This window comes from Candidatus Paceibacterota bacterium, assembly GCA_035452965.1.
Lineage (GTDB): Bacteria > Verrucomicrobiota > Verrucomicrobiia > Limisphaerales > UBA8199 > UBA8199.
The window spans coordinates 40,422-58,408 of sequence record DAOTCE010000001.1 but is presented as its reverse complement, the minus strand read 5'-3'; the positions used below and the strand labels follow the sequence as shown (position 1 = coordinate 58,408).

At 63.5% G+C, this 17,987-nt stretch carries 12 protein-coding genes; 9 read left to right on the top strand and 3 right to left on the bottom strand.

Annotation, left to right across the window (positions count from 1 at the left end):
* The 7 genes from P5205_00185 (at nt 1) to P5205_00155 (ending at nt 8,555) form a co-directional block, all read left to right on the top strand.
* Nucleotides 1-744 carry a thymidylate kinase gene (locus P5205_00185; GenBank protein HSA08769.1) on the top strand — a complete coding sequence of 248 codons (744 nt, stop codon included), beginning with the start codon at nt 1-3 and terminating at the stop codon, nt 742-744.
* A complete protein-coding gene (gene tmk, locus P5205_00180) occupies nt 741-1,472 on the top strand; it encodes a dTMP kinase (protein HSA08768.1) in 732 nt (243 codons plus the stop codon). The genes P5205_00185 and tmk overlap by 4 nt, the downstream gene beginning before the upstream one ends.
* Before the next feature lie 13 nt (nt 1,473-1,485).
* Nucleotides 1,486-2,472 carry an ROK family protein gene (locus P5205_00175; GenBank protein HSA08767.1) on the top strand — a complete coding sequence of 329 codons (987 nt, stop codon included), beginning with the start codon at nt 1,486-1,488 and terminating at the stop codon, nt 2,470-2,472.
* A gap of 165 nt (nt 2,473-2,637) precedes the next feature.
* The gene (locus P5205_00170; GenBank protein HSA08766.1) at nt 2,638-4,461 is read left to right on the top strand and encodes a TolC family protein; all 1,824 of its coding nucleotides are present in this window, start codon (nt 2,638-2,640) and stop codon (nt 4,459-4,461) included.
* Nucleotides 4,458-6,446, top strand: coding sequence for an efflux RND transporter periplasmic adaptor subunit (locus tag P5205_00165; GenBank protein ID HSA08765.1), 1,989 nt, complete (start codon nt 4,458-4,460; stop codon nt 6,444-6,446). The genes P5205_00170 and P5205_00165 overlap by 4 nt, the downstream gene beginning before the upstream one ends.
* A gap of 38 nt (nt 6,447-6,484) precedes the next feature.
* Entirely contained in the window at nt 6,485-7,261 is a 777-nt protein-coding gene (locus tag P5205_00160; protein HSA08764.1) for an ABC transporter ATP-binding protein, read from the top strand.
* A gap of 4 nt (nt 7,262-7,265) precedes the next feature.
* Complete coding sequence (locus tag P5205_00155; GenBank protein ID HSA08763.1) at nt 7,266-8,555, top strand: ABC transporter permease; 1,290 nt, start codon at nt 7,266-7,268, stop codon at nt 8,553-8,555.
* Between the two features lie 45 nt (nt 8,556-8,600).
* Here the strand turns inward: P5205_00155 and P5205_00150 are convergent, their stop codons facing one another.
* Nucleotides 8,601-10,085 (bottom strand): DUF4832 domain-containing protein, encoded by a 1,485-nt coding sequence (locus P5205_00150; protein ID HSA08762.1) that lies wholly within the window; start codon nt 10,083-10,085, stop codon nt 8,601-8,603.
* A 512-nt stretch (nt 10,086-10,597) separates the two neighbouring features.
* Nucleotides 10,598-13,051, bottom strand: coding sequence for a hypothetical protein (locus P5205_00145; GenBank protein ID HSA08761.1), 2,454 nt, complete (start codon nt 13,049-13,051; stop codon nt 10,598-10,600).
* Nucleotides 13,052-13,153: 102 nt separating this feature from the next.
* On the opposite strand from P5205_00145, the gene P5205_00140 reads away from it, so the two are divergent.
* Nucleotides 13,154-14,569: a glycoside hydrolase family 125 protein gene (locus P5205_00140; protein ID HSA08760.1), complete on the top strand. Its 1,416-nt coding sequence runs from the start codon at nt 13,154-13,156 to the stop codon at nt 14,567-14,569.
* Nucleotides 14,570-14,579: 10 nt separating this feature from the next.
* Here the strand turns inward: P5205_00140 and P5205_00135 are convergent, their stop codons facing one another.
* Nucleotides 14,580-17,606, bottom strand: coding sequence for a choice-of-anchor Q domain-containing protein (locus tag P5205_00135; GenBank protein ID HSA08759.1), 3,027 nt, complete (start codon nt 17,604-17,606; stop codon nt 14,580-14,582).
* Nucleotides 17,607-17,762: 156 nt separating this feature from the next.
* Between P5205_00135 and P5205_00130 the strand changes: the two genes are divergently transcribed.
* Entirely contained in the window at nt 17,763-17,984 is a 222-nt protein-coding gene (locus P5205_00130; GenBank protein ID HSA08758.1) for a helix-turn-helix transcriptional regulator, read from the top strand.
* Nucleotides 17,985-17,987: the final 3 nt, after the last annotated feature.

Genomic DNA, 17,987 nt, shown 5'->3' with positions numbered 1-17,987 from the left:
ATGAAAACGTTTGCCGAACTCAATTTTCCCGGCCGGTTGATTGCGGTGGAGGGGCTTGACGGCTCGGGGAAATCAACCCAGATCTACCTGCTGAAGCGCTGGCTCCAGTTGCAGGATCTCAAGGTGTACTTCAGCGAGTGGAACTCCTCGGAGCTGGTCAAGTCCGCCACGAGCAAGGGCAAGAAGCGCGAGTTGCTGACCCCCACAACGTTCAGCCTGATCCACGCGACGGACTTCGCCGACCGCTACGAGCGGCACCTGGTGCCGCTCTTGCGCGCCGGCTACCTCGTCTTGTGCGACCGCTACATCTTCACCGCCTTCGGGCGCGACGTGGTCCGCGGCTGTCCGCCGGAATGGGTGCGGGGCCTCTACAGCTTCGCCGCGCTGCCCGACCTGACCTTCTTCTTCAAGTCCGACCTGGAAGTCTCGCTGAGGCGCATCCTGGATGGCCGGCCGCAGTTGAAGTATTTCGAGGCGGGCATGGACCTGCGCCTGTCCGCTGACCCCTACGAGAGTTTCCGCATCTTCCAGGGCCGCATCCTGGAAGAGTATCTGGCCATGAGCACCGAATTCGGTTTCCTGGTGGTGGACGCCAACCAGGTGGTGGAAAAGCAGCAGGCCGTGGTGCGCGAATTGGTGACCAAGCGGCTCGACCTGGCCAGCTTCCACCGCGCGGAACAGCCGGCCTCGCCGGCGCCGGCGGAGCCTCGCAAGAAGGTTCGGGAGGCGGAGTCCGTCCAATGAAAAGCGTTGCCAGGAACCACATTGTCGTTCCGCGCCGCACGGACCGGCGCTTCTATGGGCACGGGATTCCGGGCGTGGACCTGGACCAATTGGCGGGCAAGCTCATCGTCGTCGAGGGCGCCGATGGCTCCGGTCGCTCGACCCAAATCGAAATGCTGGTTGAATGGCTCGAGGGCAGCGGCCATGCCACCGTGCAGGTGGGGCTGAAGCGGTCCACCCTGGTGAGCGAGGAGTTGGAGCAGGCCCAGGAGGGCAACATCCTGAGCCGAACCACGCTCAGCCTGTTCTATGCGACCGATTTCGCGGACCAGCTCGAGAACATCATTCTGCCGGCGCTGAAAGCCGGGTTCATCGTGCTGGCCGACCGCTATATCTACACGTTGATGGCGCGTGACATGGTCCGCGGCATGGACGAAGCCTGGTTGAGAAACCTCTACGGCCTGGCGGTGGAACCCGATGCGGTGTTCTACCTCAACGTCCCGCCGGAAGAGCTGGTCCAGCGCACTTTTGCCAAGAACGCGTCCCTGGATTACTGGGAAAGCGGCATGGACCTGGGATTATCGCGGGACATGTTCGACAGTTTCATGAAATACCAGACGGCGATGGAGAAGACCTTCCGCAATCTCCAGACTTCCTACGGCTTCACCATCGTGGATGGCATGCGCGCCGCGGAGACAATTAATGCCGAGCTGCGCAAGAAGATCAGCGGCGTGCTGGCCGGCAAATAGGAGCAATACATCTATGGCTGAAGCAGGCGGCAAAGCGGAATACTTCATTGGCGTTGACCTGGGCGGGACCAAGATTCTCGCGGGCGTGTTCAAGCATTCGCTGGAGTGCATTGGGACCTCGAAGCTCAGCACCAAGTCCCAGCGCGGCGTGGATGCGGTCATTGAACGGGTCGCCCGCTGCGTCCAGGACGCGGTGGACGAATCCGACCTGACGCTCAAGCAGGTGGCCGGGGTCGGCATTGGCGCTCCCGGAGCGGTGGATTTCTCCGAGGGCAGAGTCATCTTCGCCCCCAACATGGAGGGCTGGAAGGATGTGGCGCTCAAAAAGCAACTTGAGAAGCAACTCGGCGTGCCGGTGTTTGTGGAGAACGACTGCAACATCGCCGCCCTGGGCGTGCACGTGGCCGAGCTCAAAGGCAAGCCCAAGAGCCTCATCGGCATCTTTGTCGGCACCGGCATCGGCGGCGGTGTTATCATCAACGGCGACCTCTACGCCGGCTTCAATCATACCGCGGGGGAGATCGGGCACATGGTGCTGGATGTGGACGGCCCCAAATGCGGCTGCGGCAACAAGGGCTGCTTCGAAGCGCTGGCCAGCCGCACCGCCATCTTCCAGCAAATCAAGGCGGGCATCAAAGACGGCCAGAAGACTCTCCTCACCGACATGCTGGGCGACGACCTGGACGACCTGCGCAGCGGCGACCTGCGCAAGGCCATTCGGCGGGGGGACAAATTCGTGGATAAAGTCGTGGAGGGCGCCGCCGAGTATATCGGGATCGGCGTGGCTAACCTGGTGAACATCTTCAGCCCGGAGGTTGTGGTGCTGGGCGGGGGCGTTATGGAGGCGCTGGCCGACGAGATGATGAGTGTGATCGTGGAGACCGCGCAGGACTACGCCATGCCCGGCACGATGAAAAACGTGGACATTGTCGCCTCGAAGCTGGGCGACAGCGCCGGCATCACCGGCGGGGCCGTATTGGCGCGGCGTGAAATCAAGTAGGCGGATGCCGGCGTTCCGCACCCGCCAAGCCCCCCACTCTCGACCGCCGCGACGGCGGTAGAAACAGGGGATGAGGCTGCCGCCCGGCAGTACTTCCTTGTAGGCAGCCATTTCTCTCGGTTATACTCCCGCCAATAGAAGCTCAAGATGGGGTCTAAGGCACAATTGAGAGCCCTGCAGGCTCCAGAGCAACGCCCGCACAGCGAGGCGCAGACGCGCCTTTCCGCGCGCATTGGCAGAAGAGTGCTGACCTGGGGCAACTGCCCCCACGCGGCAATGGGGCCTGGCATCGCCCTTGTCGGCCTGCTGCTCGCCGGGTGCTCCGCCCGGCACTATCACAAATCCGCGGACAAGGAAACCTACGCCATCGTCCAGCAGATGGAGCGGCGGGTATTTGGCCACACAAACGAATTCTCGATAGACACCCGGTTTTCCGGGCGGGACCCCAAGACCATACCGCCCGCGGAGATCCTGGATGACCGCTCGGCGAGCAATCGCTTTGTCGTGAACCTCGACCAGGCTCTGGACCTGGCTGTGGAGAACAGCCGCGAATACCAGACCCAGAAGGAGCAGCTCTACCTCACGGCCTTGTCGCTGACGGGCCAGCGTTACGCGTTCAGCCCGCAGTTCTTCGCCCACACCACGCCCCAAATCGCCGGCAGTCCGGATGGCCCGGACCGCGGTTCTGTCGCAAGCCAGGTTGGAGTCAGCCAACTGCTCAAGACCGGCGGCACGCTAACGATGGCGCTGGCCAACGACCTGGTGCGCTATTTCGCGGGAAAACCGGACACGGTTGAGGCCAGGAATTCGGCCATTAACACGCTTTCGGTGGATCTGACCCAACCGCTGCTGCGCGGCTTTGGCATCAACAACCCGGACGTGGAGAGACTCACGCAGGCCGAACGGGACGTGGTTTATGCCATCCGCACCTACAGCCGCTATCAACAGGAGTTCGCGGTAAATACGGTCAGCGCCTATTTCGCGCTGCTCACCCAAAAGGACATTGTCCGCAACAACTACCGCAACTACACCAACCGCGTCGAGACCACCAAGTACCTGCAGGCCCGGGCGGTGGACCGCGAGCGCATGAGCAACGCCGATGACGCGCGCACGGCCGAGCTGACCGCGAAAACGGATTACATTGATTCGCTGGCGTCGTATCTGACCTCCCTGGACACTTTCAAGCTCCGGCTGGGCATCCCGCTGGCGTCGCGCTTGTTTCTGGAAGACAAAGACCTGGAGGAGTTGATCGGGGCGGGGCTGATCTCCGTGGATATTGACCGCCAGGCCGCGTTCGAGATTTGCGTCCAGAAGCAGATGGATGTCCTTAACGCCATCGACCAGTTCGAGGACAGCAAGCGCAAGGTGCGCGTTGCCGCCGACCAGTTGCGGGCCGACGTGAACTTCTTTGCGAACGCATCGCTCAGCTCCGAGGCGCCGGACGATTACACGAACTTCGATCCGGACAAGGTGGAATACACCGCCGGCGTGCGCATCAACTTGCCGGTGGACCGCCTGCCCGAGCGCAACAACTACCGCGCCACCCTGGTTTCCTTCGAGTCGGAGCTGCGCTCCCTGAGCCTGACCCTGGATAACTTCAGGGATCGCATAGATCGCGGGCTGCGGACCGTGGAGCAAGCCCGGCTCAACCATCTGAGCGCTGTGGACTCGCTGAAAGTGGCCCAGCGCCGGGTCGAGAACAACGTCATGCTGATGGAAGCCGGGCGCGCGACCGTCCGCGATGTCCGCGAGGCGCAGGACGGGTTGATCCAGGCGCAGAACAACCTCGCCACAATTTACGCCCAGTATCTCACGGCGCGCATGAATTTGCTGCTCAATGTCGGCGTCATTGATACCAGGCCGGACAAGTTCTGGCTGCTCGACCCGTTGCGCGAGCAACTGACCCCTGCCCAACGCAGCGCGCCGCTGTTACGGATGCCGGATGATCACGTTTTACCGCCCGAAGACTTCCTAGAGCCGACTTCATGAACGCCAACATTCTTCTCGACAAACTGCCCGCCCCCATGCGGCGCCATCCGGTGCTTTCCGGGATTGCCGGCCTTGCGCTGCTGGCGCTGGTTGTCCTCTGGCTGTGGCCCGCCAAACCCGCGGGCGAGGCCACGGCCTATCACGAGGTCAAGCGCGGGGATTTCACCGTCTCCGTGGTGGAGGGAGGCACGCTCTCAGCCGTCAGCGAAATCATCATTCGCAGCGAGGTGGAAGGCACTGCGCGCATCATCTCCATTGTGCCCGAGGGCAGCTATGTCAAGAAAGGCGATCTCCTGATCGAACTGGACTCCGCTACGGCGCAGGACCAGGTCAATCTGCAGGAGATCAACTACGAAAAAGCCAAGTTCGCCGTGGAGCAGGCGCTGGCCCAGTTGGAGATACAGAAGAGCGCCACCAACAGCGAATACCTGGCGGCGCAACTCAAACTTAAACTGGCCCGGATTGACCTTGAGAAGTACGAGCAGGGCCAGCGCCTGGTGGATCTGGTCGAGGCCAGCAACAAGCTCGTGCAAGCCCAGGCCCAGTTGGTCGTCAACACCGACACTTACCGCAATTCCACCAACCTGGCCGCCAAAGGATACGAGACCAAACAGAAGGTGGACGGAGACCGTTTGACGGTGCTCAACTCCGCCAACGCGTTGATCGTGGCCAGCAACAGCATCTGGATGCTCCGGAAATTTGACGAGGTCAAACAGCTTGAGACTTACCGGGCGCAGGTGCTGCAGGCCGAGCAGGAACTGGAGCGGGTTGTGAACCAGAACGCGCGCAAGATGGCCCAATACGCCGCCGACCTCATCACCCAATCCAACACGCTGGCGCTGAGCGAGCAGAAGCTCGAGCGCGACCGGAAGAACCTGGCGGCCACCACCATCCGCGCGCCCCAGGATGGATTGGTGGTTTACCAGGTCAGCGACAGCCATTTCAGCAGTGAATCGTTGGTCGAAGGCGGCGCCGTCGTTCGCAACCGGCAGGAGCTCATTAAGCTGCCGGACCTTTCCCGCATGAAGGTTGTCATCAAAGTCCACGAGTCCCACGTCAACATGATTCGCCCCGGGCTCCCGGCGTTCATCATGCTCGACTCGATGCCGGACGAGCGTTTCCGCGGAGTCGTGGAAAAGGTCGCCCCGCTGCCGGACACCCAATCGCGCTGGGGCAACCCAAACCTGAAGGTCTATAACACCGAAATCTACCTGATCGACACCGTGCCGAACGTGAAGCCTGGCGTCTCCGCTAAAGCCGAAATCATCGTCACGAACATCGCCGACGCCCTCTCCGTGCCCATCCAGGCCATTGCCACCCATAAAGGCAACCCGGTGGCTTACGTCGTGAAAGGTCACCAGTCCGAGCCGCGCCCGGTCGAGGTGGGAATGTTCAACACGAAGTACATCGAGATCACCAAAGGCCTGAACCCGGGCGACCGGGTCCTGCTTTCGCCTCCGTTCGAGATCCGAGAGAAGGACCTGGAGGGAGGCGTCTTGGCCGAAGACGAAAAGGCGAGTGCGGCGACTAACACTCCGCCGCGGGCGACGCCGGGGCCGGACACTCCACGAACCTCTCCCGGCGGACCGGTCGCAGCCGCGAACAGTGATGCCAAGGGCGAGGATTCCCGCCGGCGCGCCAGCGTCAATCCGCAAGAAATGCTGAGGCAGTTCGACAAGGACGGCGATGGCAAACTGGACGACACGGAGCGCGAAGCGATGCGCGCGGCTGTGGCAGCGCGGCTCGGGGGCGAGCCGGGGGGCGCCCGGACCAATACACGCCCGCGACTGAACCGGGAAGAGGCGCTGAAACAATTCGACAAGAACGGCGATGGCAAACTGGACGAGGACGAGCTGGCCGCCATGCGCGAGGGGCTGGGCCGCGGACGGGGAGGTCAAGGCAAAGGGCCGGGAACTCGCGGCTCCGGCGCGGCTGGGGACACGGGCGGCGAAGCGGCACCACGCCCGCGGACACCCGCGTCCTGACCGGTTCAGGCGATGAGTTCTTACCCGCCCCGCACCCTATGATCTCCGTGGGCCGATCTCAATCCGGCCGGGCCTCGTCGGCAGTTGCCGGGCTCGCCAATGGAACCATTATCCGCATCGAGGCGCTGGAGAAGACCTACGTGCTAAGCGAGGAGAACATCGTGCGCGCCCTCGACAAGGTGAATCTGACGATCAACGCGGGGTCCTTCGTGGCCATTATGGGGCCGTCCGGCTCCGGCAAATCCACGATGCTGAACATCCTCGGCTGCCTGGACCGGCCGACGGCGGGGCGGTATTTTCTGGGCGCTGAGGATGTGTCGCGCATGAGCGACGACGCCCTCTCGGAAGTCCGGGGCCGCCGCATCGGGTTCATCTTCCAGTCCTACAACCTCATCGCGCAATTAACTGTGCTCGAGAATATCCAGGTGCCTCTCTTTTACCGGGGACAGGACCTCAAGGCCTCGCACGATCGGTGCGTTGAACTGGCGAAGATGGTGGGCCTCGGCGACCGGCTCACGCACCGGCCCAGCCAGTTATCGGGGGGCCAGCAGCAGCGCGTTGCCATCGCCCGCTCGTTGGTCAATGACCCGTTGATGATCCTGGCCGACGAGCCCACCGGCAACCTTGATTCCAGGACCGGCACCGAAGTGCTGGACCTGATCACCCGGCTGAACCAGTCCGGCAAGACCATCATCCTGGTCACGCACGACGACAAGGTCGCGCAGCGGGCTCACCGGGTCGTCCGCATGAAGGACGGGAGAATTGACCAGGACTTGGTGCGGGAGCCTTCATTGGCCGCGGGCTCCGTCAGTTGAGGCCATGATTCCCTATCAATTCATCATCACCGTCCGGCTTGGCTTCAAGACTTTGAAGCTGCACAAGCTGCGCTCGGCGCTGACGATGCTCGGCATCATCTTCGGCGTCTGCTCGGTGATTGCCATGCTGGCGATCGGGGAGGGGGCGTCCTACGAGGCGCAGGAGGCCATTAAGCGGCTGGGCAGCAATAATATCCTGATCCGGAGCCTCAAACCGCCCGAGCAGGCCCGCCAGCAGGCGGGCGGCGGGCGCGGCTTCCAGCTCAAGTACGGCCTCACCTACGAGGACGCCGCCCGCCTGCTGGGCACCATTCCCGGGGTCGCGCGCGTCCTGCCCATGCGCATCATCCGCGAGAACGTGCGCTTTCAGCGCAATGAGATTCCCTGCCAGATCATCGGCACGCTGCCGTTCTATCCCGAGGTGGCCGGCGCGTCGCTCGTGCGCGGGCGGTTCCTGGCGCACTATGACGAAGAGCACATGGAAAACGTCTGCGTTATCACCACCGGCATGGCCCGCCGCCTTTTCCCGTACCAGGACCCGCTCAACCATGCGATAAAGATCAACACCTTTTATTATCAGGTCGTCGGCATTATGCAGGAGCGCAGCCAGCCGGAACAACGCAGCCAGGCCGGTAAAATGGAAGGCCAGCCGCTCGACAACAATGTCTACATCCCCTTGAGCACCTCGCGCACCCGGTTTGGCGAGATTCTCATCCGGCGCTCGGCGGGCAGTTTTGAAGCGGAAGAAGTTCAGCTCCATCAGGTCACGGTCCAAATGCGCGACCTTCCCTCCGTGGAAACCGCCGACCCCCAGATCAAGACGATGCTGAACCGATTCCATGATCAGAACGATTATGAAATCATCGTCCCGCTTCAGTTGCTCCGGCAGGCCGAGCAGACCAAGCGCATCTTCAACATCGTGCTGGGCTCGATTGCCGCCATCTCCCTGCTGGTGGGCGGCATCGGCATCATGAACATCATGCTGGCCACCGTGACCGAACGAACCCGCGAGATCGGCATTCGCCGCGCCCTGGGCGCCAAGAAAGCCGACATCACCATGCAGTTCCTGGTTGAAACCGTTGTGCTGGCCGTTGGCGGCGGGCTGATTGGTGTGGCGGTCGGCATCATCACCCCCATCCTGGTGTCGCACCTCACCACCATGAAGACCATCGTAACCCTCTGGTCGGTCCTGCTGGCCTTCAGCATCTCCGGCGCGGTCGGGATCATCTTTGGACTTTACCCGGCGAAAGCCGCCGCGAACCTCGACCCGATCGAAGCCCTCCGCCACGAATGACGCAGCAGGGGCGTTCTGCCGGTCACTCCGTTCCACGCCGTTGCTTCAACCGTCTTTCCGGCGCAGCACCAACTGTCCCAGCTTGTAACGGTGCTGCCCATCATCGGCCGCCAGCGGCAGCGCGAATTTGGGGGTGCCATCCCGCAGCCCGACGGAGACGTGGACCGAGCAGTCTCCGGGCGGTGTGACCGGCGCCACCCGTCCCACGATGAACTCCGCCTTCCGTTCGGTTGCCGGGATCTGGTCTGCCGGGCCGGGCTTCAGGCCGCGCACGTCAAATCCCTCGTCAACCAGCACAGCGACGATGCCACCCTTGGCATCTTTGAGCGTTACCGCCATAAACCCGCCCGGGTAGCAGGGGGCGACTCCCGCGTTGGCCCAAAGGCTCCGCAGGGTGAACGGCTGGCCGATGATCACCTCTTTCGGCCAGGACATCTCGCGCAAATGCAGCCGGTAGCCCAGCCGCAGGTTGATTCGGTCAATGAGCTGGCGGTTCTCCCCCAGCAACTCCCGCGGCCACCAGTGAATGGACAGGTAGCTGGCGTGGTAGTCTTCCACCGCTTTCAGCAGCAGGCGGCCATCGCCCCAGGCGCCACGGGCCTTGGAGCCGCCGTAATGCTCGTGCTCCAGGATCACCGGCCACCGCGGCCAGAACTCCTGCGCCAGCTCGGCGTGATACCACGACCGCGGCGGCGGCTGCACCAGGATGCTGTCATCGCGCAGCGTTACTCCCTTGGAAAGGGCGTAATCGGTCTCGGGGAAATGCCGGCCCGGTTTGTCGTGCCCGGCGATGTCGTCGCTGATGCACAGCAGCGTCTTCCGGAAGTGCTTCACGTGCAGGTCAATGTGCTTCTTCACCAGCTCCAGCGCCTCGGCCTCCGGAACCTGGCTGCTCATGAAAGTGTGCCCCTCGCCCCAGAGCCCGTAGGAGCCGATGTCAACAAACGCGACGTTCGGGTTGCCGTCATACCGTGCCGCCAGCGCGGCCAGGAACCGGTCCAGCTTCTGGAGAAAGATCGGGTCGCCAAAGTCCGGGTCCCACGTCCGGCCCTTTTCACTGCGGCCCTTGCCAAACTCATACGAGTGACCTTTGGCGCCCGCTTTGCGGACCCACTCGGGCGTCGCCAGCGCGAGCCAGTTCTCCGAGCAAGTCACGCGCAGCGCGACACGCTTGCCTTTGGCAATCCACCGCTGCGCCGGCGTGTCGAACAACGCCCAGTTGAACTTGCCTTCCTCGGGCTCCAGAAACGCCCACGGCACCCGCAGATAAACCGTCGAAAGCCCGGGGAAATCCTCCAGCGTATCGGACGGCTCCAGCTTCGACCCGTAATTCTCGGGAGTATTGGAGTAGAAATGCATCGTCCAGCCCATGTCGGGATTGACAAGGGCCTCCCCGTTGTCCTCCGGCCGAACAGTGACTGTGGCCGACGGCGGCGGCTCCTCCGGGGCTGCGGCATCCGCCGCCAGGAGGCTCGCGGTGCAAACCAATACCCCGGCGACCCAACACAAGCGGACACGCTCTGGCATCATAAACCCCCAGCCTACGGAACGGCCCTTCCAGAGGGCAACACCGAAGACCAGCCTGCCGTCCTCCTCCCGCCCGGCTCTTGCCAGGTCACCCGGCGACCCGCTTCCTTAAACACCCTGTCAATGTGACACTTATAGCTGGTGCCCTCATTCCCATTGTGCGGTGTGACCCCGGTTAGACCATTGAGGGACCCCGGTGTGTATCCCATGGGGGCCGACCCCCATGGGATACACACCGGGGAATCGCAAGCTTCTCATAGGGATCTAGCCGGTTCCGGGTAAGACCTTCGTTTTGGGTGGGGCCGCCTCGGCGAGGCGGCCAAACGGTGGCGCTTTCGGCGAAAGTGCCCTGCCAGACTGAGGGATTATGGTTCTGGCGGCCAAACTGCCGCTCGATGTTACCGGCAATGGCGGTGATTATTGACAGGTATCACTGGGGGAAAATAACCCCCACTTTCCAACCTGCTCGTGGGGATTTCCAGGGTAGTGGGTGCGCGCCCCGCGGCCGGAGCCTCCTATGGGGCAGGTGGGGGGAGGAGGAAACGCCGGATGGGGAGGTCCACTTTGCAGCCGAGGGATTGCTGGATTCCTTTGAAAACAGTGGACCAGGGTGTGACGCCGAGGGTGACCTGGGGGGCAAAGGGGTTGGCGGCGAAGGTGAAGACGTTTCCCTTGCCGTGCTTGCGGGTGACGAGGGCGGGAGAGCCGTCGGGGTAGGTGGCGAGGACGGTGGCGTCGGGGTCGGTCGGGGCGATGGCACGGGCACTGGGGACGGCGGGAGCGTCGGTAAGTTTGATGGGGAAGAGAGTTAACGCCGTGCCGGCGGGCAAGCCCCAATGAGCGGACTTGAGGATGATGCGATCGGAGGCGGCGAGGGCGGGTTTAGCCGGCAGCGTTTTGATGCCGAGGATGCGGTCGCGGGTGGATGAGGTGTCGTTGCCGGCGAGGTCGGAGGTGAAGGCGTCGGCGTCGCCGCAGATGAGGGTGCCGCCCAAGCGGACGTAGTCTTCGATGAGCTTCGCGGCTTGCGGCGTCATGTACTTGGCGAGGGGAAGATAGACGGCCTTGTAGGGTGCGAGTGCGCGTTCGCCGCGTTCGAGCTGGGCGTCAGAGACGAATTGGAACCAGGAGCCGGCGAGTTCGCCGAGGAGGGCGTGGGCGGCGTAAAGCTGGTCGCCGGTGGTGTGAGCGCCGTGGCTCATGTGGGTGTGGAGGGTGTACAGGACAGCGGTGTCCGGGTCGGCAGGGAGAGCGACGCGGTTCATGCGGGTGATGGTGCGGGAGAGGTGGAGCATCATCTGCCAGCGGGGTGGGTCGGTCCAGCGGGGGCTGTCCATGGTGTAATAGGTGATGGCGGAAGCGCCGCAGCGGAGGGCCTGGCTGAGCCATTCGCGGAGGTCGTCGGGGGTCATCTCGTAGCCGGCGTAGTGGAAGGCCTGGGCGACGATGCGGACGGGTTTGCCGGTGAGGTCGGACATGAACTTGGCGCCGAAGCCGTGGTTGAAAACGCCGCGGCCGGGCTCGCGTTCGCCGGAGCTGGCGTAGGGGTCGCATTCCATGAGGTCGCTGAAGGCGGCTAGGCGGGAGAAGTCGTAGGGCTGGAAGCCGCTCATGAACCAATAATTGGCGGGGCTGTAACGGGCAGCCGGATCGGCCTCATGCAGGACGCGTGCAAGCTGGGCGCGGGTGGCGATGAAGCGGTCGTTCATCCAGCGGTTGTAGGCGAGCCAGCGGAGGGGCCTGTCGGGGTCCTGCTGGAAGGACTTGTCGTCGGGGCGCGGGGCGGCGAAACGGCCGAAGCCGTAGTTGGTGAGGACATCGCTGGCCATGGCGCGGCCATAAGCGCCCCAGCGGTCGGGCGCGCCTTCGGGGAGGTGGACGGAGGGTTCGTCCTTGCCGTAGTAATAGCCTACGAAGGGTTCGCCGCGGAGCTGGGCGGCGAGCTGGCGGAGGATGACGGCCTGGGCCTGGACGTAGGCGGGGTCCACGATGGAAACGGAGGGGCTGCGGCCAAGGGCCTTGGCGGCGGGGTTAAGCAGCTCTGCGCCTTGCTTGAGCGCGGCGCCGGTGGAACCGCCGCCTTCGCTCCAGACGTCGTAGCGGACCCCGTATTGGCGGAATTGCTCGCGGTGGAACGCGGGCGTGCGCCAGGGCTCGGCAGAGTTGAGGTGGCCGGGCAGGTCCATGTAGCCCATGCCGGCTTCGGCGCTTTGCTGATAGACGGCGAGGATCTCCCGCTGGCGGACGGCGGCGTCCTCAAGCTCAGGGGATTTGTAGCCCTGCTTGTCTTTCGGGTTCAGGTCGTGGGCCCAGGAGGTGACAGTGTAGCCGCCGGGCCGATCGGTCAGCAGTTCCTTGAATAGGGGTTTGGCGGTGCGGCGTTTGAGTCCGTCCCAAGGCAGCGCGGGTTCAGCCAGGCCTGCGGGGCGGGCAACGGGCCGCAGCGAGACGTTGTCGAGCCAGAGAGTCGAGGCAGTTCCGGCAGAGAAGGCGATCTGGCCGGAGGCGGTGACGGCGGTGGGGAGGAAGACCTCGCCGAAGCTGGTCCAGACGGCGGGGTTGGGGCCGTTGGGAGGAGCGAGCTTGAGGATCCGCACGCCGGCGCTGCGGAGGCCGCCGCCGGATTTGGCGAAGTTCAGCGCGACCTGGCCGGCGGGGTTCTCACCAACAAGGCGGTAATCGAAGCGGAGCTCATAGGCCTGGCCGGGAGTAAGGGGGCAATTGAAGTAAAGGGCGTTGTGCCCGTGCTGAATGCGAGCGGCGCAAGCGCCGGAGCGGGGGGCGTTGGTATCGAGGGTGATGAGGTTGGCGTTCTGGCCCCAGCGGGTCCAGTCGGCGAACTGGATCTCGAATCCGCTGTTGCGGAGGAGCGCATCGGCGGCAGAGGCGGGTACTGGCAGGGCGAGAAAGGTGGCCAGTGTGAAAAGGCGGAGAGGGGAATGGAGAATCAAGAAGTCATGCCGCTGCATGATCCGAGGATGGCGGGCGGGAGGGAGGCGACAAGGATAGAATTCGCTGGACGGTGTCCCCCGCGCGCTTAACCTGACCGCAGCCGTCAAGTGCTTGAAGCCATGAACCGCAGAGAATTCCTGACACGTGGCGCGTTGTTCGCCTCGGGTGTGGCGCTGGGGGCGCCGAGCCTTCCGGCGGAGGCGGGGTTCCCGGCGGTTCGTGCGGCCGAAGCCAAACGGAGATTCAAGAGCCGCGCGGTCGAGCGGACCATCGAAACCATCAAGGCCCGCATTGGCAACAAGGAACTGGCCTGGATGTTCGAGAATTGCTTTCCCAACGCGCTGGACACGACGGTGGACCTCCAGCTCGCGGATGGCCGGCCCGATACCTTCGTGGTCACCGGCGACACTGACGCGATGTCCCTGCGCGACAGCACTGCACAGGTCTGGCCTTACCTGCCGCTCATGCACAACGATTCCACCTTGCAGCAGTTGATCGCCGGGGTCATCAACCGCCAGACCCGCTGCATTCGCAAGGATCCCTACGCCAACACTTTCTGCAAGGACGATGCCACGGCCAGCCCCTGGAAGAACGACCTCACCGAGATGCGCCCCGGCGTTTACGAGCGCAAATGGGCGCTCGATTCCCTCTGCTACCCCATCCGGCTCGCCTACCATTACTGGAAGGCCGCCAAAGACCGCGCCCCCCTCGACGACGCGTGGCGCGACTCCGTCTTGCGAACCCTGCGCACCTTCCGCGAACAGCAGCGCAAAACCGGCCCAGGCCCCTACCGCTTCCAACGCCGCACGGAAGTCCAGGGCGACACCCTGGCCGGCGACGGCTTGGGGCGCCGCGCCAAACCCATGGGGCTGATCTACTCCATGTTCCGCCCCGGCGACGATGCCGCACTGTTTCCGTTCATCGTGCCGTCGAACTTCCTCGCCGTGGGGAGCCTGCGCCAGGCGGCGGAGCTGCTCACCCAGGTCCATCACGATTCCGAATCGGCCGGGCAATGCCAGGCGCTGGCTGACGAAGTCGAGCGCGCGCTGCGCGACCAGGCCGTGGTGATCCACGAGAAGCACGGGCGGATCCTGCCTTACGAGATTGACGGCTACGGCAATTACTACTGCATGGACGACGGCGCCGTGCCCAGCTTGCTGTCGCTGCCGTATTTCGATGTCGTCGCTCCCGGCAGCCCGCTCTATCTCAACACGCGGCGGTTCATTCTGTCTGACTCCAACCCGTACTACTGCGCCGGCAAGGCCGCCTCCGGACCGGGCGGGCCGCGCGTGGGCCGGGACATGATCTGGCCGCTGGCCCTGCTGGCGCAAGGGCTTACCAGCACCGACGACCAGGAGGTTCGCCAGTGCCTGCTCGCCCTGCAAAAGACCCACGCCGGCACTGGATTCATGCACGAGGCCTTCCACAAGGACGATCCCGCCCAGTTCACCCGCCCCTGGTTCCCGGCCGCCAACACGATGTTCGGCGAGCTGATCCTAAAGAGCTACCGCGAGCGGCCCCACGTGCTGAATTAGCCCGCGCGTCTCACTGTTGGATTCCAACGCGGTAGAAGAAGACGGGGGCGGTGGGTGGGTTGGTGTCGGTGAAGCTGGTGGTGCCGGGCAGGCCGGGGATGTTGGAGCGCAGCAGCGAGAACGCCGGGGCTGAGGCCAGGTCGGTAGCGCGTTCGACGTAGTAGATGCGGTCGGTCACGCTGAGCCAGGTAAGCGTCGCGCCCCCAGCGCCGGTCGCCGGCGCGGCTAGGAGCAGCACGGAGGCCGCGTTGGTTGGGACAGTGCCCGCCAGCCACTCCTGCCAGTTGTTGTGGTAATCGTTGTCTGTGTCCGCAAAGTCCGCAGATCCGTCAGTCGGCAGTCCATAGGTCTGAAGCCAGTAGTAAGGAAGAGCTGAGGTGGGGGATTGGAATTCATAGGCGCCGACATCCACCATGCCGCCCACAATGCGCGGATTTCCATCCAGGTCCGCGCTTCCCTCGACATAAGCATTATTGCCCGCGTTGATACAAGGTGAGTTGGGCTGCAAACGGACGTTGGCGCTCGATGGGTTCACAAACTGAGGCGCATTGGTGAAATTGCCGGTTCCACTTCCGGGGAGGGGCGTCGTGCAACAGTAGTTCAGGGTGCCCCACAGGTAGTTGCTAAGCGCATAATTATGATAAACGATGCAGTTGTTGAGCGTGCTGTACATCGCCCCACCACCTAAGTCGGCCGTATTGAACGCGAGCGTGCAGTTGTAGAGGGCGCCGCCGTAAGCACCGCCACCCTGGCCAGGCCCAGGCGGACCTTTGGCTACATTGAGCACCAGTGTGCAGTTAGTAAGCGTACTCCCGTTGGCCCCGCCGCCGGTGTAGGCAGCACTATTGTTGGATAGCTTACAGTTGTTGAGCGTAGACCACCAAGCCCCGCCGCCTGCGCCGTAGGAACCAGAAGCCACATTCGAAGCCAACGTGCAATTGCTGAGGCTGCAAGACCATGCTCCGCCCCCTCCCCGAGTGTAACCGGAAGCCGTGTTGCCGGTCAGCGTGCAGTTGTTGAGCGTGCCGTTCATAGCCCCGCCGCCTCCCTCGGACGCGGAATTCCTCGCGAGAGTGCAGTTGTTGAGCGTGGACCACCATGCTCCGCCTGCAGATGTGGCGGCGGAGTTATTCGTCAGGATGCAGTTGTTAAGGGTGGCGGCACAAGCCCCGCCGCCGTAGTAATACGCCGAGTTGCCGACCAGCACGCAGTTAGATACGCCCGCGCCGACAGGCTCGCACCAGACGCCCCCGCCGCAGTGCTGCCTGTAGGAATTACCATTGTTTCGGGTAGCGCCGTTAGTCAGCGTGAATCCCGTCAGCAGCGCCCCATTGGTCAAATACACACACCGCACCGCGGTTGTGCCAGTCGGGCCGCGTCCGCGTATGATTGTCGCGCCCGGCCCGTTCGCGCTCTGGACCGTCACGGGCTTGGTGACGGCTAGACGGTTGCTCATCCCATACACTTCCCGCGCTCCGGTTTGGTACACACCATTGCTAACCAACACCAGCGCCCCGGGAACCGACGAGGCGTCCACGGCATCTTGGATATTGGTCGCCGCCTTGGCCCAGGAAGTGTATGGCGGCTCAGGCGAGGCGCTCTCGAGGGCCACATAATGTATGGGCTGGCTCGCCACATGAACGGCAACTGTGGCCGCCACTCCGGCCGGATAACTTTCATTGTAAGCCCTCAGCACCACGGGAAAATCGCCTGGGGCTGTCCACGCGTGCGATGCATAAGGCCGGTTGCTAATGACGAGCCCACTGCCAAAATCCCAACTGGACGCGTCTGCCCGGCCACCAATCATAGCCTGAAAATCCACGCTGAAACCTACCGCTACATTCGTGTAGGCGGCTACGATGGCAGTGGTTAAGGCACCTGTCACCGCCCCGCTCCAGAACTCGTCGCATCCGAGCGACGGCGGATCAGCCCACGGTTCCCCGTCAATGTCACGCCCGCTCGCATAAGTTGCGCTGCCTGCCCCTCGGCATGGCGAATCAGCGCTCAGGTGCGACACGCTGGAGAGTTGGGGCTCGCCGGTGAAGTTACCAGTCCCGCCGGGCAGAGGGGTGGTGCAGCAGTAATTCAAGGTGCCTCCGCTGTGATTGCCGCTTGGCGCGGTGTTATAATAGATGATGCTGTTGTTGACTGTGGCCCGGTCAACTGCTGCGCTGAGGGTTGCCAGATTGCCAACCAGCGTGCAATTGTTCAGCGTGCCTTCGTAAGCGCCGCCGCCGTAGCTAGCCGAGTTAGCGGTGAGCGTGCAATTGTTGAGGGTGGCAACACGAGCCCCGCCGCCGTAGCCGGCAGTGTTATTTGCCAAGGTGCAGTTGTTGAGGGTTCCTTGGATAGCCCCGCCGCCGCTGTCAGCAGCCCAATTGCTACTTAGTACGCAATTGTTGAGCGTGGCAGAATAAGCCGCGCCGCCGAAGGTGGCCGCATTGGACGCGAGCGTGCAGGTGTCAAGTGTGCCTTGGCAGGCCCCGCCGCCAGCCCATGAACACGAATTGCCCACCAGCGCACAGTTGGATACGACGGCGCTCGCGGACTCGCACCAGACTCCGCCGCCCGAGCGGTTCGTGCGGGTGTCGCCCGAGACTTGCGTAGCCCCGTTGGTCAGTGTGAATCCCGCCAGCACCGCCCCGTTGGTCAAATGGACACACCGCACCGCCTCGGGGCCGTTGGTCGTTCCAGGCACTTGGTAACCGGCGATACAGGTCACCGCCGGCCCGTTGACGCTCCTGACGGTTACCGGTCTTGTCACGGCTACGCGGTTGCTCATCCCATAAACGTCCCGCCCCCCAGCCTGATAGACGCCGTTGGTGACCAAGACCAGGTCTCCGTCAACCGCGGCATCCACGGCATCCTGAATATTGGTGGCGGCGGTGACCCAGTTCGTGTAGGGGGGAACGGGGTCGGGGTTGTTGAGGTCCACGTAGAGCGTGGCAGCGCCGGCGGTGGTTGAGAGACAAAACTGCAGAACGGCGGTCAGGAACGTGGCGCTCCCAACGCCTTTCAGCCCAGGCAGATGTTGCATAGGGTCTAGCATACTTCTGGCGCTCTGACTCCCAACCGGGAGCCGGATGCTGGGCTGAGTATGACTCCTCCACGGGAAAGCGCAAGCAGAAAGTTTGTGATAATTGGTCGTTAACGACATGGCGGCATTGGGAGCTTCCTGCTTCTTAGACTGGCCATGCCAGGTATCGAGCAGCACCGCCGCCTCCTGGGCGAGGCGATTCGCGCCAAGCGCAGGAAGAGGCGTTTGAGCCAGGAGAAACTGGCGGAGAAAGCCGACCTCTCGACGGTCTTCATCAGCCGCGTGGAGCGGGGGAAGGAGTCGCCCTCGGTGGATTCGCTGGTGAAGATTGCCCGGGCGTTGGGCGTCCGGGCGCGGGAGTTGGTTCGGGACCTGTAGATA